Raw genomic sequence first — 20,837 nt, forward strand, 5'->3', positions numbered from 1 at the left:
GGATACTACCTCTCATACAAAGGACACTACCTTAAGGTTGACGGCAAGTTCCAAAGCTGCACTGAAAGATCCGTCAAGGAGTTCCAGCATGACAAAGGATTGAAAGTGACCGGTAAGGTTGATGAAAAGACTGCCAAAAAACTTGGAATAATTTAAATAAGGATTTTAATTCCTTATATTTATTTTTTTTTAAAACTAGTCTGTTGATTGTTATCTGTTAACCTCTTATTTTTAATTAATTTGATTAATTATTTAAACAATAATTTAATTAAATATTAACATAATAATTTTGGAGTTTTATTTTTATGAAAATCGCTATGGTAGGTCAGTTTCCACCGCATTTCGGAGGAGTGGGGGTTCATATTCACACCCTGTCAAAAAAATTAGTTGAAGAGGGTCATGAAGTCTATGTAATAACATATCCCCACAAGGAACTCAAGGATATTGACGGAATACATGTAATTGGAACCCGAGGGATTAATGTTCCCGGCGTAAGGGGACTGATGTTTAAAAAGAATGCAAAAAAGGCATTGGAAAATCTCCTGGAAAAGGAAGACATTGACATCATTCACGGACATTATCTCTTTCCTGCAGGAGCCGCTGCGGTAGAGGTTGGAAATAAGCATAACATAAAAACCTATGTGACCGCCCACGGTTCCGACATGTTTGAGCTATACAAGTCACAGCCTTTGATCCGTTCAACAATCAGGGACGTATTGAAGAATGCTGACGGGGTTTTTGCAGTAAGCAATGCGCTGATGCATGAAATCGTTGCAACAGGTGTTGTGGGTATTGCGGATAAAATCAAGCTTTCATGGAATTCCGTTGACATCGATAAGTTTTCTCCAAAAAATGACAGTTCCTTTAAAGAGGAATATGGCCTGCTGGACAAGCCGATTGTAATGTTTGTCGGCAACCTGATTAAAAGGAAAAATGTGGATTCCCTTTTGGAAGCCAAAAAAGCTACAAAAAGCGATTATTATCTTGTTGTTGTCGGGGACGGACCTTTATACAAGAAACTTACAAAAAAGGTTGAGGAGGAAAACATTCCTGATGTGATATTTACAGGCTCAAGAACCGATGTCGAAAAAATCATTCCGAGCTGTGACGTTCTGGTTCTTCCGTCATTTTCAGAAAGTTTCGGACTGGTTTTGATAGAGGCATTGGCCTGCGGAAAGCCTGTCATCGGAAGTGATGTCGGAGGAATAACAGAAATCATCAATGATGATGTGGGTTTGCTTGTAGATCCGAATAACGTAACTTCCATTGCCAATGCGATTGACAAAATGATTCTTGATGAGAATTTCAGAGTGGTCCTGTCCATGAATGCAAGAAACAGGGCTTTGGACTTTTCAACAGTCGATATTCCATATGATGAGGTTAAACAATGAAAAAAAGTGTAAGGTCACCGGGTTCTGCAACCATAATCAATGCAATCGCAACAGGCTTCGGATCCGCTTTCGGCATAGGTTTGGATATTGAATGTGATGCCAAAACCATTTCTGAAGGCATTGAATGCAGCAATGACGTTGGTGCAGATACCGGATTGATGGAACTGTGTGTTAAGAAGGTTTTCAGCTATTATGATATTAATCAGGATGATTTTGGAGTCAGTTTGAAGACAACATCAAGTCTGCCTATGGCTTCAGGCCTTTCAAGCAGCAGCGCTTCATCCAATGCAATCGTTAAGGTAGTCTCTGAAATGTTTGCCGAGGAATTTGATTTGGAAAGGCTAAGTGATTTGGAAGTTGTGAATTTGGCGATTGATGCATCACTTGAAGCGGGCGTTACAATAACCGGATCATTTGATGATGCAACTGCATCCTATTTCGGAGGGGTTGTCGTAACAGATAACGGGAACCGGGAATTTGTCATAAAGGAAAGGATGGATGATTATGACCTCTTGATTTACATGCCGGATTTCCATTCAAAATCCGGGGATTCGGATGTTGGGCGCATGAAGGTAATGGCGCCCTTGGTTGAAACCGCATATGAGTTTGCATGCAAAAAGGATTATTTCAGGGCAATCAATTTAAACGGTCTTATTTATTCATCAGCTCTGGGCTTCAATACATCCATTGCCATTGATGCTCTCTCCTGTGGGGCATTGGCTTCAGGATTGTCCGGAACAGGCTCCGCATTTTTTGCGGTTGTTGATGAAAATTCAATTGATGAGGTTAAGGACGCCTGGATGAAATATGAAGGTCGTGTAATTAAAACAGAAGTGGATAATGTGGGATGCAGGATACTATAATTCTGGTCTTGTTTCACTCGACATTTTTCAAAGATTATCTTGTTAAAAAATTTTCTAAAAAACCATTCATGTAATTATATCTTGATTAAGCAATAGTTTATATACTATGATTTTAATAAATTATATTATTATCAATTTGGTGATTTTTTGAAAAGTAATGACAAAATAATATCTTTTAATAATAAAGAAGAGGCGGAAATACTTCTCGAAGAATCTAGAAAACGTATTGATGAAATTGATAACGCATTGTTTGATTTGATTTCCGAGAGAACTTCTCTTGCAATGGGCATTGTACTTTCTAAAGATTATCTTGGAAAACCAGTTTATGATAAAAGCAGGGAAGATGCAATCCACGAAAAAATAAGGAGAATGGCTGAGGAAAACAATCTTGACGTTGATATTATTGATCAAATAGTAAGTATGCTGACTATTTTAAGTAAAAATGCGCAAAAAGAAATTTTAAGGAGGAATGATGATGGGCAATATTAGAACTTCATTTGTTAAACGTTTAGCAAAAGAACTTATTGAAACTCACAAAGGTGTTTTCACTACTGATTTTGAAGAAAACAAAAAATTAGTATGTAAGTACTAAACATTTAAGAAATAAAATTGCTGGATATGTTACAAGGCTTGTAAGGTTAGAACAAACCCAAGACTAAGCTTTCTACATATTTTTTTTACTCTTTTTTTATAACTTTTTTTTTTGATTTAATATTTTTTTGAAAATACTATAGATTTTTTAATTAAAGTATATTAATACGGTTAAATAAAAATATATATGAATATTTTGTTTAGTTAATACTTAAAACAAAATTTCAATTAATACTTTATAGAAATAGGTGAACTTAATGGATTTGATAGTAGCAAAATTTGGTGGAACCTCGGTAGGTAATGGTTCCAGGATTAAAAAAGCGGCGCAGGCCGTTGTAAATGAGTATATGAAAGGTAATCAGGTTGTAGTTGTTGTTTCAGCTGTAAACAAGACTACTGATGAACTTATTGGATTATCTGATGAAGCTATTGGCTCTAGTTTAACTGACAAACAGAAGGCAGAGATTATGGCTATGGGTGAGTTAACTAGTGTTAGATTATTCTCAGCAACTATTGAAGCATTAGGTGTTAAGTCTGAATATATCGACCCTTATAATGAATTGTGGCCAATAGTGACCGATTCCCATTCCCTTGAAGCGAACATTGATTTCAACACAACCAAAAAGAAAGTCGATGGAATCAGAAATTTAGTTAACCAGGGCATCATACCTGTTGTTTGCGGATTTTTAGGACAGGGTCCAAGCGGGGAGGTCACCACTCTTGGAAGAGGTGGAAGTGATATCACCGCATTCCTTTTAGGTCATTGTCTCGATGCAAATGAGGTTGTAATAGTTACAGATGTGGAAGGTGTAATGTCAACTGATCCAAATAAAATTGAAGAGGCCGAATTGCTGGAACAGATATCAGTTGAGGAAATGAGGGATTTGGCCACTCATGGAGCACAGGTTCTGCACCCTCATGCATTAAAATATAAAGATCCATCCATTTCTGCAAAGATTATCAATTTCGCTCACGGAGACTTGTCCGTAAATGGTACTCGTATTGTAGGTCCATTTGAGGGAGATATGATGAAATGCGTAACAAAGTATAAGAATCCTATTTCACTTATAGCAATCGTTGGAGAAGCAATGCTTAAAAAAACCGGTTTGATAGCTAACCTGTCCGGAAAACTTGCAGATTCAGATATCAATATCTTCGGTATTTCTGCAGGTCAGAATTCAATCACAGCATTCGTTGAAAAATCCGACTCCAACAAGGCATATCACTTATTGCATCAAGTAGTAATTGAAACTGATGTATTAAGCTCTCTATCCTTAGGTAGAGACACAGCAATGATTACATTTGTAAGCCCTGATATTATTGACACTCCAGGTATAATTTCAGATATTACAGAACCACTCAGAAAAAATGAAATCAATATTGTCGAAATTATTTCATCACAAACAGCAGTTGTATTATTCGTTAACTGGGAAGATGGTGAAAAAGCACGTGAATTAATTAAAGAGGTTTTAGAATGAATTTTGAAGGAACTTACGTTGCAATGGTAACTCCATTCACTAAAGATTTGGAGATTGATGAGGAAGGATTTAGATCAAACATTAATTATTTGATCGACAAAGGCGTTACCGGACTGGTCGGTGCGGGCACAACTGGTGAATCAGCCACCGTTTCCCATGAGGAACACCAAAGAATAATTGATATTTTGGTTGATGAGGTTGACGGCAGGGTTGAAACCGTTGCCGGAACAGGAAGTAACGCTACCTCTGAAGCTTTATCATTAACAAAGTATGCAGATGATGCAGGTGCAGATTCAGCATTATTAATCACTCCTTACTATAATAAACCGCAACAGCATGCGGTAATTGAACATTACAGAACTATTGCAGATGAAACCGACATTCCGCTCATAGCTTATAACGTGCCTTCCCGTACAGGACTCAACATGGATGTTGACACAATTGTGGAATTGGCTAAAATTGACGGTATTGACGCTGTAAAAGAAGCCAGCGGTAGTGTTGATAAAGTATCAGACATCTACAGAGCATTGACTCATGAAGGACTTGAAGATGATTTCAATATCCTTTCCGGTGAAGATTCCCTTACTTTACCTCTCATGGCAGTCGGTGCGACAGGTGTTATTTCAGCTTCAGCTAATGTTGACGCCAAAAGAATGGTTTTAATGGTTGACAGTATTTTGAATGATGATTATACAAGGGCAATGGAACTTCACTATGAAATGGTTGAATTGATCAGAGCATTATTCATTGAAACCAATCCGGTCCCTGTTAAAACTGCAATGAGATTAATGGGACTGCCTTCAGGACCATTCAGACAACCTTTGGCTGACATGAAAGAGGAAAATTTGGAAGTGCTTAAAAAAGCTTTAAAAGATTCAGGATTAATTTAAAGTTGGTATTATAATGATTAGAGTAGCAGTAACCGGAGCTGCAGGAAGAATGGGCTCCGGCATTATTAGAAAAGTCACAGAACAAGAGGACATGGAAGTTGTTGCAGCTATTGAAATGCCAAACACTCCATTGGCAGGTAAAGATGCAGGACTTCAAGCAGGTATTGATGAATTGGGTGTTGAAATCACCGGTTCTGAAAAACTGGAAGAAACCCTCAAGGCTTCCAAACCTGATGTGCTGGTTGATTTTACCATTGCACATGCTGCAGTTGAAACTATTAAAACAGCTACCTCCTGTGGTGTTGGAGTTGTAGTTGGAACTACAGGATTCAGTGAAGAACAAATGGAATCCAACATTCAGAATGTTAAGGAAAATAACGTTCCGGCAGTCATCTCTTCAAACATGGCTATTGGGGTAAACGTTTTCTTCAACACATTGAAGAAATTGGCTCCATTATTATATGATTTTGACATTGAAATTATTGAAGCTCACCACAATCAGAAAAAGGACGCTCCATCCGGAACAGCAATGACCGCTTTTGAAGTTATTGCCAAAGAATTGGAACGTGACCCTGAAGAAGTTGGAGTCTATGGAAGACAAGGTCTTGTTGGAAAAAGAACTCCTGAAGAAATAGGTATTCATGCAATTCGTGGTGGAGACATTGTTGGAGACCACACCGTAATGTTTGTGGGTGACGGTGAAAGAATAGAGCTTAAACACCAGGCTCATACTAGAGAAGTATTTATTGCAGGTGTAATTAGAGCTATCAGATACATTCCAAATGCTGAAAAAGGAATCGTCAGCAGTATGAATGATGTTTTAGGATTAGAATAGGTGTTTAATATGGTAAATGTAGGTGTATTGGGCGCAACCGGAATGGTTGGTCAGAGATTTATTCAATTGCTTGAAAATCATCCGGATTTCGAGGTTACTGCTTTAGCGGCTTCTTCAAGATCTGCAGGAAAAAGATATGAGGATGCAACAACCTGGTATATGGATACTGACATGCCTGAATCAGTTAAGGACATTGAAGTTATTGAAACCAATCCTGAAGCAATGGACAATGATGTTGATATTGTATTTTCATCTCTTCCGGCTGATTTTGCATTGACTGTTGAAAAGGAATTTGCAAAGGATTATGTTGTTGCAAGTAATGCCAGTGCACACAGGATGAAGAAAAATATTCCATTAGTCATTCCGGAAGTCAATCCAGAATGTTTAGACATGATTGATGCCCAGCAAAAGGAAAATGACTGGGACGGATTCATTGTAACCAATCCTAACTGTTCAACTATCGCATTGGCTTTAACATTAAAGCCTGTTGTTGATAACTTTGATGTAAAATCCGTTAGGGTGTCAACCATGCAGGCAGTGTCCGGTGCAGGTTATAATGGGGTTCCATCAATGGCTATTGTCGATAATCTTGTTCCTTACATTGGTGGGGAAGAGGAAAAAATGGAAAGTGAATCATTATATCTGCTGGGTAAATTCGATGGAACCGATGTGGTAAATGCAGATTTCAAATTGAGTGCATCATGTCATAGGGTAGCTGTTATTGATGGTCATACCGAAGCCGTATTTATTGAGTTGGCGGATAATTTTGACATTGCTGATGTAAGTGAAAAAATGTCAAACTTTAAGGGTTTGCCACAAAAATTAAATTTATTCTCCGCTCCTGAAAATCCGGTAATCGTCAAAGAGGAATCCGACAGGCCACAACCTAGAATGGACAGAAATGCCGGTAATGGTATGGCAGTTTCTGTTGGAAGACTTAGGAAAGATGCAGTATTTGATAATAGTTTTAAATATGTATTAGTTGGACATAACACTATTCGTGGTGCAGCTGGTGCTTCTATATTGAATGCTGAATTGATTAATGATAAAATACTCTAATTTTATCCTTTTATTTTTTCTATTTTTTTTAATTTTTTCTAATTTTTCTTATTGTTTTCTGTATGTTTTTAGTTTTATTTTTTGGTTAGTTTAAGGGTTTAATTTAAATAGTATAAAATTAATATTTTATATCAAGGAATTATATTGTACAATATATCGGAGTTTCCAAATTCATAAAAATTTAAGAATTTGAATTCGATATTGGGATAAAATGTTAACTAAGGGATAAAATGGAAATAGGAATTGATGCTGAAAAAGATACACTACAATCTTTAATTCGGTCTTGCCTATTAGAGCTCAATCAGTTAAAATTTGAACTAACTGAGCTTGAAGTTGCACGTGCTAATGATACCACTCCTCAACGGATTAAAGAGCTCGAGCAAGACATTATTGACAAGGAAAAAGAAGTTTCTGTTATTAAATTCAAAGCTGAAGACGAAATTAATCTTTTGAAAAAACAGATGGAAGAAAAGGATATTTTAATCAAGAATCAGGAAGATAGGATCTATGAACTTGATTATGTAAACAACTCTCTCGATGAAATTAAGGAATATTTCGCTGAACAATTGAGGGATTATAAGAAAAAAGAACTTTCTGAAGTTAATGAAAGATTAAACGAATCTTATAAAAGCATTGCAGAAAAAGAAGCTCAAATTAATACTCTTTCTAGAACAATCGACGATTATAAAATCAAAGTTATCAAGCTGGAGAACAATGTTGAATCTCAGGCTCAAATTTTGGAACTTGAAAAACAAATCGAGCTTAAGGACAATGAAATCCGCATTAAAGAAAGTGAAATCGAGCAGATTAAAAGTGAGTTAAACATTTTAAAACAGCAAACAATTCCTAAAGATGAATATATATCCCTTCAAACTCAATTCGAATCTGAAATTAATGCAATGAATAATGAGATTTCCACATTAAAACAAGACACTATCCCAAAACAAGATTATGATGACCTTCAATCAAGATTTGATTCTGAAATCAAGACTTTGGATGGTCAAATTGCAAATCTTCAGCAAAGTACTGTTCCTAAAGATGATTATGTTTCCCTTAAAACTCGTTTCGACACTGAACTTGATGCAAGGGACAGTGAAATTAAATATCTAAAAGAAAGGACAATTCCTAAAGAGGATTATGTAAACCTCGAAAACCAATTGCAAAATGAAATCAATGCCCGTGAAAATGAACTTCGCTATATCAAGGAGCAAACAGTTTCACGTGAGGATTATTTAAGACTTCAAAGTGAGCTTCAAAGAAAAGAGGATAAAATCAAAAGATTGGAAGAAATCAATGCATTCTTCAATGAATTGCAGGAAGAACAGGAAGCTTACGAAACTCAAGAGGTCACTCCTCCTTTCAGGCTTGAGAAAAAACAGGGTAGATAGATTCTACCTCAACTTCTTATTTTTTTTACAGCACAATCTATCTGTCAGTTTAGTTATGCTATTTTTTCAAGACACTTTTTCATTTAATTAGTTTTAGAATTAATAATATTGGTAGTTGATAGGATACTATTAAAATTATTCATCGCTCCTTCAATATTTATGCATGGAATTTTCAGGTGAATTGTTGCTTTTTTCTTTTTCTTACTTTTATTTACTTTATACCATAAAGTATTTATATAACCTTAAACTCATTAATTATGTAGAAAGGTTTTGTCAACACTATAACTTATTTTCTCATGTTGATTATTAAACTGATCTAAATTATTTAAAAATTAAAAAAAGGTGATTATTAATGGCACAAGGACAACCAATTTTTATTTTACCTGAAGGTACTAACAGGTCTGTCGGCAGAGATGCTCAAAGAAATAACATTTTAGCTGGTAAAGTATTAGCTGAAACTGTAAGAACCACATTAGGTCCAAAAGGAATGGACAAAATGTTAGTTGACGGACTTGGTGATATTGTAGTTACCAATGATGGTGTAACTATCTTAAAAGAAATGGATATTGAACATCCAGCAGCAAAAATGCTCGTAGAAGTAGCAAAAACCCAAGAAGATGAAGTTGGAGACGGAACTACTACTGCAGTTATCATTGCTGGTGAATTACTCAAAAAATCCGAAAACTTACTTGACTCTGACATTCACCCAACTATCATAGCTATGGGATACAGAAAAGCAGCTGAAAAAGCACAAGAAATCTTAGATGAAATCGCAATTGAAGATGTTGATTCTGAAACCTTAATGAAAGTAGCTATGACTGCTATGACTGGTAAAGGAACCGAAGCAGCACGTGAACCATTAGCAAAATTAATCGTAGAAGCTGTAGAAGCTGTTGCAGAAGACGGTAATGTTGACATTGACAATATTAAAATCGAGAAAAAAGATGGTGCTGTTGTCGAAGAATCCAACTTAGTTGAAGGTGTAATTGTAGACAAAGAAAGAGTACACCCAGGTATGCCATCTGAAATCAAAGATGCAAAAATCGCATTAGTAAACACTCCATTAGAAGTTAAAGAAACTGAAATGGACGCTGAAATCAAAATCACTGACCCTGCTCAAATGCAAGCTTTCATCGAACAAGAAGAAAAAATGGTTAAAGACATGGTTGATAAAGTTGTTGCAGCAGGAGCTAATGTATTATTCGCACAAAAAGGTATCGATGACTTAGCACAACACTACTTATCCAAAGCTGGTGTATTAGCTGTAAGAAGGGTTAAAAAATCCGACATCGAAAAATTATCCAGAGCAACCGGTGCAAGCGTCATCACCAACTTAGATGACTTAACCGAAGACGACTTAGGTATTGCTGGAACCGTAGAAGAAAGAAAAATCTCCGGTGACGACATGATCTTCGTAGAAGAATGCTCAGGTGCAAAATCCGTAACCTTATTCGTAAGAGGATCCACCAAACACATCGTAGATGAAATCGTAAGAGCAATCGAAGACGCAATCGGTGTAGTAGCAGCAACCGTAGAAGACGACAAAGTAGTTGCTGGTGGAGGAGCTCCAGAAATCGCAATGGCTAAAAAGCTCAAAGACTATGCTGAATCCATTTCCGGAAGAGAACAATTAGCTGTAAACGCATTTGCTGAAGCTTTAGAAATCGTACCAAAAACCTTAGCTGAAAACGCAGGTTTAGACAGCATCGACTCCTTAGTAGACTTAAGAGCAGCACAAGAAGACTCCTACTACATGGGATTAGATGTATTCACTGGTGAAGTAGCAGACATGAAAGAAGCTGGCGTAATCGAACCTAAACGTGTTAAAAAACAAGCTATTCAATCTGCATCCGAAGCAGCTGAAATGATTTTAAGAATCGACGATGTAATTGCATCAACAAAAGGCCCTGAAGATATGGGTATGGATCCTTCCGCAATGGGCGGAATGCCTCCAATGATGTAAATTCTTACATCTTCTTTTTTTTCTTTTTTTATGTATTCAAACAGACTTATTTTTAAAACATCACTTGATGATGAAATATTTTACCTTAAAGATACCATTCTAATTAATTTTACCCTAAACCGTAATGGGGTTTCCACTTCACAATTGAACAGCGGAACAAACGGCCTGTACAAATCAGTTTTTAACCAGCATCTTTCACAGGAAAAGATTGATTATCTTGTCGACCATGATGTATGCGAATATCTAATCAATGAATGTAACAATCTAGACATTGATTCTGAATTTGCCACCGGCCTGGTCACTTTGGCGGAGATGAAAAATGTAAGCATTGTCACAAAAGCTTTCAAGGGTACTGAAGTCACTGCCGTTGTCACAGCAGGTGTCAGGACAAATGCCACAAGGGCAGGCGATCCCTCATCCTACTGGGAGGAAAACGGCGAGTTTCATTTCGGTACAATAAACATCATTTTACTCACTAATGTCTGTCTTGACAAATCAACATTGCTTGAGGCATTCATGACCGCTACCGAAGCCAAAACCGTTGCATTGAATAACTTAAGAATTCCTTCTCAGTATTCCAATGGATTTGCTACAGGCACCGGAACTGACGGATTGGCCATTTTTTCAAATACTGATTCTGAAAATAAGCTTACAAATGCCGGAAAACACTCAAAGTTGGGTGAGCTGATTGCCGCCACAATCATTGAAGCGATACCGAAAGCTATTTCAAAACAGGTTTGGATTACAAAAAAATCACAATCAAATGCTTTAGTCCGATTAAATAGGTTTAAATTAGATATTAATGAGTTTTATAAAGAGTTGGATTGTGACAAGTTTGAATTTATTAAGCAGTTAAGGATTGATGCACGCAAACAGGATAATGTCGCAATAACAACATCCATCCTGAATTTAATAGATGAATATGAAAACGGTTTGATTCAAAAGCATGAAGCTTATGAATTGGCCTTAAAAATAAAAGAAGAGAGTAATAGCAATCCAATAAAGAAAATATTGGAATATTGGATTAACTATTTCATTCGTTAGTGTTGAATTCGATGAGTTCTCCATTGTCTTGGACAATTTTGGCAATTGCCTCTTCGGCGGAATTCAATTTTTCATTGCAGACTTTCACCAAATCCATTGCATTTTTGAATTCTTCAATTGCATCGTCCAATGGCACTTCACCGGTTTCTAATTTTTTCACGATTTCCTCTAATTTTTCAAGACTTTCTTCAAAACTTAAATCCTGCATTATATCACCTTTGTATTAATTGTTCCATCATCTAGTTCAATATCAACTTTATCTCCAACTTTCACATCTTTAACGGAAGATATTACTTTTCCTTCACTTTTTGCTATTGAATATCCTCTTTTCAATGTTAAAAGTGGATTTAAAACTTCAAGTTTATTTAAATTTTTATTGTATTTTTCCTTTTTACTTTTCAACATTTCACTAGGATTTTTTAAAATAGGGGCATTTTCCACTCTGAATAGCTTATTTCTGTTTTCCGCAATCAGACTGTTTGATGCATAGTTTAGTTTGTTTATCAGATTGTCCAATTGCATGGCTTTTATTTCATAAACCTCTTCAGGATTTTTCAGCACCTGCTTTTCTGAAATGTTGTTTAATATGCTTCTGTTTTCTTCTATCTTATTTCGAATGTTTTTATGTAATTTTTCTTCAAGAGTATTTACCCTGAATTTCACTTCACTTAATTGGGGAACTGCCAGTTCCGCTGCGGCTGTTGGAGTGGGGGCCCGTTTATCGGCAACAAAGTCGGATATTGTGAAATCTATTTCATGGCCCACTGCACTGATTACAGGTATTTTACAGTCAAATATTTCACGTGCAACAATCTCTTCATTGAATGGCCATAAATCCTCAATGCTTCCTCCACCACGACCAACAATCAATGTGTCGATATCATAGTTTTGAGCAGTTTTAATCTGTCTTACAATCTGTTCTTTTGCATGGTTTCCCTGAACAAGTGTTGGAAAAACCAGTATCTTACATACGGGATATCTTCTTTTGACTGTTGTGATGATGTCTTTTACTGCCGCTCCTGTTGAAGCTGTAACAACACCAATGCGTTTGGGATATACAGGGATTTGCTTTTTATGTTTATCGTCAAACAATCCTTCTTTTTCAAGTTTCTTTTTGAGCTGTTCAAAGGCTATATATAAATTTCCGATTCCGTCTTCAGTCATTTTGTTGGCAACCAATTGATATTTTCCATGAGGGGCATAAACATCAATTTTGCCCTTAACAATTACTTGCATACCGTCTTTCGGTTCGAATTTCAGGAATCTGTCTTTCATGCCCTTAAACATCACTGCATCAATTTGAGACCCGTCGTCCTTCAGTGTAAAGTAGCTGTGTCCACTAAATCGGTTTGTTGAAAAGTTGGAGATTTCACCCTTTACAAGAATGTTTTTCAGTTTCGGATCCATCTTCAATTTCTTTTCGATTAATCCATTAATCTCTGAAACAGTGAAAGTTTTCTTTTCCATACATTCACCTTGATTTAATTGTTACTATGTTGTTTATATTTAATGTTATAGTATTTAAAATCTACAAAACTGTCAATTTAAAAAATTAGTTGGGAGTTTTATATTTAATATTGTCTTGAACTATCTGACCTTGAAGAAGTCGATGTATTCTTGCACCATTTAGATAAAAAAATATTTAACTTAACACAAAAAAACATATTAAAAAAGAATAATTAAAAATTAAAACTTATTTAAACGGTGTTTTTTATGAGAGTAAAAGATGAATTATTTGGTAAGGAAGTCCTTGATGCTGATGTTCAAATTGTCGGAAGAGTTTCTGATGTTGTTATGGATAAGGACACCTATGAAATCACTGATTTGGTACTTAAGAAAACTGGATTTTCAGAACAGATCAAAGCTAGTGAAAACATGGTTCCAATGGAACTTGTAAAGGTTATCGGGGATAAAATTCTACTTAAAGGCGAAGATGATTTATAATGGCTTCAAAAGAATATTTGATTGAGTTATTAAAGGAAAACGAAGTTTTTCTTGAAGGGGATTTCACCCTATCTTCCGGTAAAAAGAGTAATTATTACATCAACATGAAAAAGGCAATAACCGAACCTAAGATATTGTCAACAATCTCAAAGCTGATCACTGAAAAGATTGGGGATGATGATGTCGATAAGGTTGCGGGCCCTGCTTTAGGCGCTGTTCCTATTGCCACAGCCGTTTCTCTGGAATCAGGATTGCCGTTGTTGATGATCCGTAAGGAAAAGAAAGGTTACGGTACTTCAAAACTCATTGAAGGGGAACTCAACGATGATGATAATGTTATTGTGGTTGAGGATGTTTCCACTACAGGAGGCTCACTTCTAAAGGCTATTAAAGCTATTCAGGACAACGGGGGTAATGTTGTAAGGGCATTTGTTGTTGTGGATAGACAGGAAGGTGCCATCGAAGAGTTTGAAAAAGAAGGTATAATTCTGGAACCTCTAATTACAGTCAATGAATTTTTCGATTAAAAAAATAAAAAAAGAAAAAAAATAATTTTATCTTTTAACGTGATGGACGAAATGCGGAAGTTCATCAATTATTAAATTGAGAGCTGTTTTTACAGCATTTGGAGATCCGGGCATGGAAAATATAATTGTTTTTTTATATATTCCGGCGGTTGCTCTTGAAAGAAGGGCTGCAGAACCAATTTCCTCATAGGATTTGGCTCTGAAAAGTTCTCCAAATCCATCAATTCTTTTTTCAAAAAGTGATTCAACCGCTTCAACAGTGATGTCACGGGTATCAAGACCGGTTCCACCATTTGTTAATATAACATCAATGTCATCGTCAATCATGTTTTCAATTGCATTGAACAAATCTTCTTTTTCATCAGGGATTAAAACCTTTGATTTTAATTCATATCTTGATTTAATTTCATCAGCAATATATTTTCCAGATAAATCTAGTTTTTCAGACTTTCTACTGTCACTTAAGGTGATTAAACCACAGGTTATGTCAGTAGATGACTCTTTTTGATGTTTTTTTGCAGTTTCACTTTTCATGTTTATTCATTCCTTTCTGTGTTCATGATTTTGCACATTTCTTTAGTTATTTTATATTCTTTTAAAGCATTAAATAATTTTTGAGTTGGAAATATATAGGTGACATTTTCGAATCTTTCTGACTTGGTGTATTTATGGACTTCTAATAGATTGATGTGATATTGAACGGTTTTGTAATCAAGATTTAATGTTTTTGCAATCTGATTTTTGTTCAGAGGCTTTTGCAGTATTAAATCTATAATTCTAGATGTTGTTATTCCGCCACTTCTTCCCAATATAAGGCTTACAAGTTCCTTGTCTTGTATATTCCACAAATTCCAGTTTTCCAATGTTCCTTGAAATGTACTCATATAATCCTCCTCTTTTTTAATAGTATTTTTTTAAATTTTTTGCCCATTTCAGGGCGTTTTGATCTTTTGCAATCAAAATTTGAGAATCGTCGTAATGACCATCCTTAAAAAACAGCGTCAGTGACATAAATTCTTCACTTTGTGTCAAAAAGATTTTCAGTCTTCCTTTCACGCTGTGAATTTTGACCTTTTTGTTGTTTAGCAGTTCCCTGTTAAACAGTTCATTTTCAGCCATTGAATTTATGATTTCTTCACTAACTATTAACTCCAAACTTTTCAGTTTATCGCCATTTAAAAGTTTTATCAGATGCTTAAAATGGTTTTCTGAATAGATAGGGAGTATAATCTTTAATCTTTTCGCTTTTGAAATTAATCGGATATATGTATTGAATGCGTTTGACAAATCGCTGGTTGTTGAAGTGATGTATTCGGCATTTTTCAAAAGATAAATGTCTTTTAATATCTCATCGGGGATTCCGGATAAGTCATGGCTGTTCCAGAATAGCTTGCCACGGTTAATTGAATACCAGTTTTCAATCAATTTGACCATATTTGTGGTTAACAGAAATCCGTTTGATGTAAGTTCATAATATTTCTGGACCTTTTTTATCAGATTGATTGTTTCAAGTTCTTTCAGCCCATGCAATATTGTTGCTGAAGGTTTTTTCAGTTCTGTTCGCAACTCATCAAGGTTTTTTGGGTTTTCATACATTGCCAGAAGCAGTTTTGATCTCATGCCTGAAGTTAGGATGTACTTCACTCCGCCGAATTCTTTGGCTATGTCCTTTTTTGTTTCGACGCCAGTCATTCTTTCACCTGCTTTTTAACATGTTCAAACAATTCTTCAGCCCAGGTGTGGGATTTCAAATCATCTGAAATCAGGATCCTATTTTGATCAAAACTTCCGTCATTTTTAAACAGTCCCAAACTCATTGTTTCATCACAGATTGACAGATACAGGTTCAGGTCTTTTTTAAATGAGTAGATTTTTAGCTTGCCATTTTTAATGGCTTTCTTTCTGACTTTCTCATTTATGCGAAATACAAGTTCTTTAAATATGCTTTTTGGAAGAATCAGTTCCACAGTTCCTTCATTGCTTAAAATTTTTCCAATCAATTCAGGATATTCCGGGTGCAGGTAAGGGAATATTGCTTTGACATTTATAGAGTTTAACATATGCCTTTTGATGGTGTTGTGTGTTTTGAAAATGTCGACAGGTGTTGTCTCAACCAGTCTTGAATTTTTCAAATCGGTAATCCTTTTGATTGATGTGAGGCTTAACTGGTTTAGGTTGTGCTTGTACCAGAATGCCTCATACTCATTTACCAAATCAACACTCACCTTAAAGTCCATCAGTGTTTTGAAGTAAACTTCGGTCATTGGATTTACATGGTATTTGTTTTCAACCTTGGAAATGTAGTTGTTCTTCTCTAACTTGCCTATATTATTTGATATGGAACTATAAGCCATATTGGTTTTTTTAACAAGCCCACGCACGTTATTTGGTTCGTCATTCAGCTCACTTAGAATTTTCAATCTTATTTCGGATTTAGCAAGAAATTGTATATCATTGTTGATGTCATTGTTGATATTCATTTTTAATCCTCCATATTATGCAAAGATTTATTAAAATCTTCACGAATTGTTGTATAATTTAAGTTTGCTTAATTGAATTTAAATATATTTTCACAAAACCGTCCCAAATCTCTCCCATACCTATTCCAAAGGTTTCCCAAAGTTATCCCAAATCTTTCCCAAACTTATCCCAAATCTATCCCAAATGTTTTTGGTTAAGTTTAATAAATTTGTAAATCTAAATATTATAACATGGAAATTTCTTATGTTTTAGATGCATCAGCATTCATAAATGGATTTAAACTTAATTCAGATAAAAATTTCACAGTTCCTGAAATTTCTGCTGAAATCAAGGATTTCAAATCCAAATTGACATTTGATATGGCTATTGAAGAAGGCAAGTTGCATATACAAGATGTGCCTTCAGAGTATTTATCAAGTATCAATGATATTATATCTGTTTCAGGGGATATTTTAAGGTTATCATTTGCTGATAAAAAATTAATCTCACTTGCGTATATGTTGCATGAAAACGGGCATAATGTAAAGGTGATTACCGATGACTATACTATTCAGAACACTTTGAAAATTATTGACATTCCCTATGAGAGTGTAATGACCGAGGGAATAAAAGGAGTATACAATTGGAAAAAGGTTTGTGAAGGCTGTAAAAAGGAATATGATGAGGATTATCCTTTTGAGGATTGTGAAATATGCGGATCTAGAATATTTAAAAAAAGAATTAAGGTGGATAAATGAGAATTGGGGTTGTTGTTCATGGTCCGAACATAATAGATTCAGGCTATGCTTTAAAGTTGATTGAACTGCTTGAAAATTATGGTGATGTTTCAGCAAGACTTGGAGGAACTATGGGAAGAACTGCAGTCATCGATGCGAGTTTGGAGCGGATAATTGACATTTCCCGTAAATTGGTACCAAGTGATTCCCTGAAGATATTTCATGACGATAATGTTGATGTGATATTCTTGCTTAACTATGGAAAATCGGATGTGACTGGTCAGGTTTTCGGATATAAAGTGTATAACCATTATGCAGATAAGATTTCTGAAAACAATATTCCTGTTGTTCAGATAGAACGTCCAGGTGAGGCTGACGGCAGCATTATTGCCTGGAATAATGATTTGGATATTGTCGAGGAGTTGTCTGAGAAACTGGAACTGGATATTGTAACTCCCGAGCAGGTTTATGAAAGCCATATTAGACAGGATGATGCAGGATTTAATCAGAGAATAGTTCACGGTGTCAGTCCCGGTGAAAACATTATGGTCAACAGTGTTGTAATCGGAAGGACAAACTCCGATAAGCTGACACTGATTGCAAAGGACAATCATATTGTCGATATAATCGGAGGGGAACTCAAAAGCCATGGCCTTGAAAAGTTAGGCGAGGTGGATTTGGATTCGGCCATTATCAAAACCGGACTTTTAAGACATGCCAAGGTTACTCCAAGAATCATTTCAAATGACAAGCCTGATGAGTTTATCGTAACATTTCTGGATCATGCAGGTGAGGATGTCTATAAGTTTAGGGATTCAAGCCTTGTTATAACTGTTGGTGACGATACAACTTTGATATCTTCAGACATTCTGTACAGATTTGATATACCTGTAATCGGAATAACTGATGGGGATTTGGATAAGGTTGTGGAAGATGGATTCAAGGTTAAAAATTCTATAATCTTTGAGGTTGAAAGTGGTTTTGATGACATCATTGGTCAAGATATTCAAAGCAAAATCTTTTGCGGTAAACAGAAATCACATGATTTTACAGATATCGAAGAAGTTAAGCTAAAAATTGAAGAAATAATAAAAGATATTAACTGTAAATATAAAATTAATTATATAAATTAAACTGGATGTGAAATTTTGGATTTTAAAAATCTTGTAAGGGAAATTCAGGAATTCAAGGGAGTGTCACGTAAAAGCTCAATAGATAATGTAATATCTCTTTTAAAGGAATCATATAATGTTTCCGGAGATGTTGTAATAGACATTGGTGATGATGCTTCAGCTATTGACATTGGAAACGGTCAGGTGATGCTTATTGCGGCCGATGGAATATGGGGCGACATAATGAACGTTAACCCATATTGGGCAGGATACTGCTCTGTACTTGTAAATGTTAATGACATTGCGGCAATGGGTGGAAAACCTCTTGCAATGGTTAACATAATGTCAATAAGCAATGATGAAATCTATGAGGATTTATTGAATGGAATAAAGGACGGATGTTTAAAATTCAAAGTTCCTATGGTTGGAGGACACCTCCATCCTGACGGGGAGGTTGACTCCCTTGGAGTTGCCATTGTGGGAATCGCCCAAAAGGATAAGATTATCACAAGTTTCGGTGCAGAGGCAGGAGATAAGGTAATTGTTGCAATCGACCTTGACGGAAAGCCTCATGAAATGTTTAGTCTGAACTGGGACACCACATACGATAAGGATGCGCAGCTCGTTCAGGACCAGATTACCGCAGTTCAGTACCTTGCTGAACATGACTATATCAAGTCCGGAAAGGACATTTCCAATCCGGGAATTTTGGGAACCCTGGAAATGCTTTTGGAAACTTCCAAAAAGGGTGCAACAGTTAATCTTGAAGACATTCCTAGAAATGAAAGTGTCGAATGGGTTGATTGGCTCAGGTCGTATCCCGGTTCCGGTTTTGTATTCACAGCCACTGAGGACAAGTGCGATTATATCAAGGAGTATCTGGCTAAATATTCAATTGAAGCCAATGTTGTTGGTGAGGTCAATGATTCAAACTCCCTTATATTGCATTACGGCAATGAGGAAGCGGAAGTTTTCAATCAGGAAAAAAATCCGGTTTTCATATTTAGATGAGGTAGAGTATGGATCTATCAAAAATTGTTGTTAATTCGGTTAAGTATCCCTTCAAAAATCTTATCAAATTGCCGATTATTTTCATTCTTTTCATTTTAATCGCTATTGTTCCTTTCGGATGGATATTTAACAACCGATATGTTGTAGCGATTGGAGTAATCTCATTCTTTTTGTTTATTCTGATTGTTCCGGGGTACATGCTGGGAATAGTTAGAAAGGGTTCGATAGAGTCTTCTGTTTTTCCATCGTTTAATGTGGTGAATACGATTTATGATGCTATAAGAGTCCTTGTTTTAAGGATTGTGTATATGATTGTGCCTGCAGTAATGTTTTTCATTGCTTTGTCCACTTTGGGCGTTTCAGGCATTGATTCATTGTCTCATTTTCAGGTTTCCGGTTTAGCATCTATAGGTTTGGCTTTAATTCTGATTTTGGTTACTTATCTCATATTTGAGTTTTTATTCGTCTTTGCAAAGGCCAGATTGGCATACCTGAACAGTTTGTCTGAATCATTAAAGGTTCATAAGGTGATTGTTGACATTAAAAACATCGGTTTTGTGAATATAGTTAAATGGCTTGTTGTCATGGTGCTATTGATGATTGCCGCTTCAGTAATTTCTTCAATCGTGACATTGATTCCTTATGTTGGCTTTTTAATATATGTATGTATCATAATTCCAATTCTTGAAAGTATAGGCAATTATTCACTGGGACTGCTGTATTCAAATATTATAAAAAATGATGATGATTTGGGTAAGCTTCAAAGGGAAATAGAATTGATAAAATATTCCAATTAGGGATTGCATATCTTGCAGGGCACATATCCCTGACTTACGGCATCGTCCCTGCTTGAGAAGAATATCTTGTTTCCCTCAGCCATCTTGCTGACGCTGTTGCATGAGGCAACATGGAATTTTCCGGTGTTTGCATTGCCGACATAATTCGCTGAATCAGAGGAACTTGTTGACTCGGCACTTGTCGGTTGGGAGTTAGAGGAAGATGAACTGTGTGAACTTGCAACATGTGTGTCTCCATCTGCCCAATCATAGGGATAAAATTCGCTTGGAGGCATATACATGATTTCTGCAAGACCTTCCTTTAAAAGCATTTCATTGACATTTTTTCCATCAACAATGACGACTCCCAGTGTTCTGCCGTACCTGTCGGAGTGTTTTGAATCGTCAACGTCAATTCCCACTTTTTTGTTCAGGCATAATTTCTGGACAAAGTTTTTGGAAGTGATGTATCCCTCAACACCACGTTCGGGAGTATTGACTCCTACAAAACGGATCTTTTCGCCATTGTCAAGATATATTGTATCTCCGTCAACCACCTGTGTACAGACTCCGCTTTCCTCAACATGGCAGTCTGTTTTTGAATACTTGCTTAAGATATCTGATGCGGACATATCATGATATTTTGAGGTAGGAACGTTATGTGAAAATCCTGTTCCGGTATATGCGCTTGCAACGGATATCGCTCCGGCAAAAATGATTAAGATTATCAGTAAAGAAATTATGTGTTTTCTAGTGACGTTCATAAAT

At 35.9% G+C, this 20,837-nt stretch carries 24 protein-coding genes and 1 pseudogene; 18 read left to right on the forward strand and 7 right to left on the reverse strand.

Features of this window, described 5'->3' with window-relative positions:
* From QZV03_RS11270 to QZV03_RS03530, 12 genes and pseudogenes are all read left to right on the forward strand, one after another.
* Positions 1 to 156: peptidoglycan-binding domain-containing protein (locus QZV03_RS11270; protein WP_394350675.1), on the forward strand; the 156-nt coding region annotated here is incomplete at its 5' end.
* Positions 157 to 305: 149 nt separating this feature from the next.
* Positions 306 to 1,391 carry a glycosyltransferase family 4 protein gene (locus tag QZV03_RS03480; RefSeq protein ID WP_296874319.1) on the forward strand — a complete coding sequence of 362 codons (1,086 nt, stop codon included), beginning with the start codon at positions 306 to 308 and terminating at the stop codon, positions 1,389 to 1,391.
* Entirely contained in the window at positions 1,388 to 2,254 is an 867-nt protein-coding gene (locus QZV03_RS03485; protein ID WP_296874320.1) for a shikimate kinase, read from the forward strand. Before QZV03_RS03480 ends, QZV03_RS03485 begins: the two co-directional genes overlap by 4 nt.
* Before the next feature lie 147 nt (positions 2,255 to 2,401).
* Positions 2,402 to 2,743 carry a chorismate mutase gene (locus tag QZV03_RS03490; protein ID WP_296874321.1) on the forward strand — a complete coding sequence of 114 codons (342 nt, stop codon included), beginning with the start codon at positions 2,402 to 2,404 and terminating at the stop codon, positions 2,741 to 2,743.
* Positions 2,730 to 2,913: pseudogene (locus QZV03_RS03495) on the forward strand (30S ribosomal protein S17e). Before QZV03_RS03490 ends, QZV03_RS03495 begins: the two are co-directional and overlap by 14 nt.
* Positions 2,914 to 3,102: 189 nt before the next feature.
* Entirely contained in the window at positions 3,103 to 4,323 is a 1,221-nt protein-coding gene (locus tag QZV03_RS03500) for an aspartate kinase (RefSeq protein ID WP_296874322.1), read from the forward strand.
* Positions 4,320 to 5,213: a 4-hydroxy-tetrahydrodipicolinate synthase gene (dapA, locus tag QZV03_RS03505; RefSeq protein ID WP_296874323.1), complete on the forward strand. Its 894-nt coding sequence runs from the start codon at positions 4,320 to 4,322 to the stop codon at positions 5,211 to 5,213. The genes QZV03_RS03500 and dapA overlap by 4 nt, the downstream gene beginning before the upstream one ends.
* Before the next feature lie 13 nt (positions 5,214 to 5,226).
* Positions 5,227 to 6,048, forward strand: a complete 822-nt coding sequence (dapB, locus tag QZV03_RS03510; protein ID WP_296874324.1) for a 4-hydroxy-tetrahydrodipicolinate reductase — start codon at positions 5,227 to 5,229, stop codon at positions 6,046 to 6,048.
* 9 nt (positions 6,049 to 6,057) lie between these two features.
* The gene (gene asd / locus QZV03_RS03515; RefSeq protein WP_296874325.1) at positions 6,058 to 7,107 is read left to right on the forward strand and encodes an aspartate-semialdehyde dehydrogenase; all 1,050 of its coding nucleotides are present in this window, start codon (positions 6,058 to 6,060) and stop codon (positions 7,105 to 7,107) included.
* 230 nt (positions 7,108 to 7,337) lie between these two features.
* Positions 7,338 to 8,495, forward strand: coding sequence for a glycosyl transferase (locus tag QZV03_RS03520; RefSeq protein ID WP_296874326.1), 1,158 nt, complete (start codon positions 7,338 to 7,340; stop codon positions 8,493 to 8,495).
* A 352-nt stretch (positions 8,496 to 8,847) separates the two neighbouring features.
* On the forward strand, positions 8,848 to 10,458 hold the full coding sequence (gene thsA, locus QZV03_RS03525) for a thermosome subunit alpha (protein WP_296874327.1): 1,611 nt from the start codon (positions 8,848 to 8,850) through the stop codon (positions 10,456 to 10,458).
* A gap of 30 nt (positions 10,459 to 10,488) precedes the next feature.
* On the forward strand, positions 10,489 to 11,502 hold the full coding sequence (locus tag QZV03_RS03530) for an adenosylcobinamide amidohydrolase (protein WP_296874328.1): 1,014 nt from the start codon (positions 10,489 to 10,491) through the stop codon (positions 11,500 to 11,502).
* On the opposite strand, the gene QZV03_RS03535 is transcribed toward QZV03_RS03530, so the two are convergent.
* Positions 11,492 to 11,710, reverse strand: a complete 219-nt coding sequence (locus tag QZV03_RS03535) for an exodeoxyribonuclease VII small subunit (RefSeq protein ID WP_296874329.1) — start codon at positions 11,708 to 11,710, stop codon at positions 11,492 to 11,494. The genes QZV03_RS03530 and QZV03_RS03535 overlap by 11 nt on opposite strands.
* Positions 11,710 to 12,969, reverse strand: a complete 1,260-nt coding sequence (gene xseA, locus QZV03_RS03540; RefSeq protein ID WP_296874330.1) for an exodeoxyribonuclease VII large subunit — start codon at positions 12,967 to 12,969, stop codon at positions 11,710 to 11,712. Before xseA ends, QZV03_RS03535 begins: the two co-directional genes overlap by 1 nt.
* A 246-nt stretch (positions 12,970 to 13,215) precedes the next feature.
* Between xseA and QZV03_RS03545 the strand changes: the two genes are divergently transcribed.
* On the forward strand, positions 13,216 to 13,446 hold the full coding sequence (locus QZV03_RS03545; RefSeq protein WP_296874331.1) for a PRC-barrel domain-containing protein: 231 nt from the start codon (positions 13,216 to 13,218) through the stop codon (positions 13,444 to 13,446).
* The gene (gene pyrE, locus QZV03_RS03550) at positions 13,446 to 13,973 is read left to right on the forward strand and encodes an orotate phosphoribosyltransferase (RefSeq protein WP_296874332.1); all 528 of its coding nucleotides are present in this window, start codon (positions 13,446 to 13,448) and stop codon (positions 13,971 to 13,973) included. The genes QZV03_RS03545 and pyrE overlap by 1 nt, the downstream gene beginning before the upstream one ends.
* Before the next feature lie 27 nt (positions 13,974 to 14,000).
* On the opposite strand, the gene QZV03_RS03555 is transcribed toward pyrE, so the two are convergent.
* From QZV03_RS03555 to QZV03_RS03570, 4 genes are read right to left on the reverse strand one after another with little or no spacing between them, the layout of a single operon-like run.
* On the reverse strand, positions 14,001 to 14,507 hold the full coding sequence (locus QZV03_RS03555; protein WP_296874333.1) for a molybdenum cofactor biosynthesis protein B: 507 nt from the start codon (positions 14,505 to 14,507) through the stop codon (positions 14,001 to 14,003).
* 2 nt (positions 14,508 to 14,509) lie between these two features.
* Positions 14,510 to 14,857, reverse strand: coding sequence for a winged helix-turn-helix domain-containing protein (locus QZV03_RS03560; protein ID WP_296874334.1), 348 nt, complete (start codon positions 14,855 to 14,857; stop codon positions 14,510 to 14,512).
* 16 nt (positions 14,858 to 14,873) lie between these two features.
* Entirely contained in the window at positions 14,874 to 15,665 is a 792-nt protein-coding gene (locus tag QZV03_RS03565) for a winged helix-turn-helix domain-containing protein (RefSeq protein ID WP_296874335.1), read from the reverse strand.
* On the reverse strand, positions 15,662 to 16,453 hold the full coding sequence (locus QZV03_RS03570) for a winged helix-turn-helix domain-containing protein (protein WP_296874336.1): 792 nt from the start codon (positions 16,451 to 16,453) through the stop codon (positions 15,662 to 15,664). Before QZV03_RS03570 ends, QZV03_RS03565 begins: the two co-directional genes overlap by 4 nt.
* Positions 16,454 to 16,684: 231 nt before the next feature.
* Here QZV03_RS03570 and QZV03_RS03575 point away from each other — a divergent pair, with 231 nt between their 5' ends.
* Genes QZV03_RS03575 through QZV03_RS03590 form a run of 4 tightly spaced genes read left to right on the forward strand, consistent with a single transcriptional unit; the run spans position 16,685 to position 20,090 of the window.
* Complete coding sequence (locus tag QZV03_RS03575; RefSeq protein WP_296874337.1) at positions 16,685 to 17,191, forward strand: ribonuclease VapC; 507 nt, start codon at positions 16,685 to 16,687, stop codon at positions 17,189 to 17,191.
* Positions 17,188 to 18,303, forward strand: a complete 1,116-nt coding sequence (locus tag QZV03_RS03580) for a DUF2117 domain-containing protein (RefSeq protein WP_296874338.1) — start codon at positions 17,188 to 17,190, stop codon at positions 18,301 to 18,303. Before QZV03_RS03575 ends, QZV03_RS03580 begins: the two co-directional genes overlap by 4 nt.
* A 15-nt stretch (positions 18,304 to 18,318) precedes the next feature.
* Entirely contained in the window at positions 18,319 to 19,293 is a 975-nt protein-coding gene (locus tag QZV03_RS03585; protein WP_296874339.1) for a methanogenesis marker 2 protein, read from the forward strand.
* Between the two features lie 8 nt (positions 19,294 to 19,301).
* Complete coding sequence (locus tag QZV03_RS03590) at positions 19,302 to 20,090, forward strand: DUF4013 domain-containing protein (protein ID WP_296874340.1); 789 nt, start codon at positions 19,302 to 19,304, stop codon at positions 20,088 to 20,090.
* Here QZV03_RS03590 and QZV03_RS03595 read toward each other — a convergent pair.
* Complete coding sequence (locus QZV03_RS03595) at positions 20,087 to 20,833, reverse strand: thermonuclease family protein (protein WP_296874341.1); 747 nt, start codon at positions 20,831 to 20,833, stop codon at positions 20,087 to 20,089. The genes QZV03_RS03590 and QZV03_RS03595 overlap by 4 nt on opposite strands.
* Positions 20,834 to 20,837 lie beyond the last annotated feature (4 nt).

The sequence above is a fragment of the uncultured Methanobrevibacter sp. genome, assembly GCF_902788255.1.
Classification (GTDB): domain Archaea; phylum Methanobacteriota; class Methanobacteria; order Methanobacteriales; family Methanobacteriaceae; genus Methanocatella.

Bases quoted from the DNA above. Each gene is read 5' to 3' on its own strand.
- QZV03_RS03480 (WP_296874319.1), top strand. From the start codon at position 306: ATGAAAATCGCTATGGTAGGTCAGTTTCCACCGCATTTCGGAGGAGTG.
- QZV03_RS03485 (WP_296874320.1), top strand. From the start codon at position 1,388: ATGAAAAAAAGTGTAAGGTCACCGGGTTCTGCAACCATAATCAATGCA.
- QZV03_RS03500 (WP_296874322.1), top strand. From the start codon at position 3,103: ATGGATTTGATAGTAGCAAAATTTGGTGGAACCTCGGTAGGTAATGGT.
- dapA (WP_296874323.1), top strand. From the start codon at position 4,320: ATGAATTTTGAAGGAACTTACGTTGCAATGGTAACTCCATTCACTAAA.
- dapB (WP_296874324.1), top strand. From the start codon at position 5,227: ATGATTAGAGTAGCAGTAACCGGAGCTGCAGGAAGAATGGGCTCCGGC.
- asd (WP_296874325.1), top strand. From the start codon at position 6,058: ATGGTAAATGTAGGTGTATTGGGCGCAACCGGAATGGTTGGTCAGAGA.
- QZV03_RS03520 (WP_296874326.1), top strand. From the start codon at position 7,338: ATGGAAATAGGAATTGATGCTGAAAAAGATACACTACAATCTTTAATT.
- thsA (WP_296874327.1), top strand. From the start codon at position 8,848: ATGGCACAAGGACAACCAATTTTTATTTTACCTGAAGGTACTAACAGG.
- QZV03_RS03530 (WP_296874328.1), top strand. From the start codon at position 10,489: ATGTATTCAAACAGACTTATTTTTAAAACATCACTTGATGATGAAATA.
- QZV03_RS03535 (WP_296874329.1), bottom strand. From the start codon at position 11,710: ATGCAGGATTTAAGTTTTGAAGAAAGTCTTGAAAAATTAGAGGAAATC.
- xseA (WP_296874330.1), bottom strand. From the start codon at position 12,969: ATGGAAAAGAAAACTTTCACTGTTTCAGAGATTAATGGATTAATCGAA.
- QZV03_RS03545 (WP_296874331.1), top strand. From the start codon at position 13,216: ATGAGAGTAAAAGATGAATTATTTGGTAAGGAAGTCCTTGATGCTGAT.
- pyrE (WP_296874332.1), top strand. From the start codon at position 13,446: ATGGCTTCAAAAGAATATTTGATTGAGTTATTAAAGGAAAACGAAGTT.
- QZV03_RS03555 (WP_296874333.1), bottom strand. From the start codon at position 14,507: ATGAAAAGTGAAACTGCAAAAAAACATCAAAAAGAGTCATCTACTGAC.
- QZV03_RS03560 (WP_296874334.1), bottom strand. From the start codon at position 14,857: ATGAGTACATTTCAAGGAACATTGGAAAACTGGAATTTGTGGAATATA.
- QZV03_RS03565 (WP_296874335.1), bottom strand. From the start codon at position 15,665: ATGACTGGCGTCGAAACAAAAAAGGACATAGCCAAAGAATTCGGCGGA.
- QZV03_RS03570 (WP_296874336.1), bottom strand. From the start codon at position 16,453: ATGAATATCAACAATGACATCAACAATGATATACAATTTCTTGCTAAA.
- QZV03_RS03575 (WP_296874337.1), top strand. From the start codon at position 16,685: ATGGAAATTTCTTATGTTTTAGATGCATCAGCATTCATAAATGGATTT.
- QZV03_RS03580 (WP_296874338.1), top strand. From the start codon at position 17,188: ATGAGAATTGGGGTTGTTGTTCATGGTCCGAACATAATAGATTCAGGC.
- QZV03_RS03590 (WP_296874340.1), top strand. From the start codon at position 19,302: ATGGATCTATCAAAAATTGTTGTTAATTCGGTTAAGTATCCCTTCAAA.
- QZV03_RS03595 (WP_296874341.1), bottom strand. From the start codon at position 20,833: ATGAACGTCACTAGAAAACACATAATTTCTTTACTGATAATCTTAATC.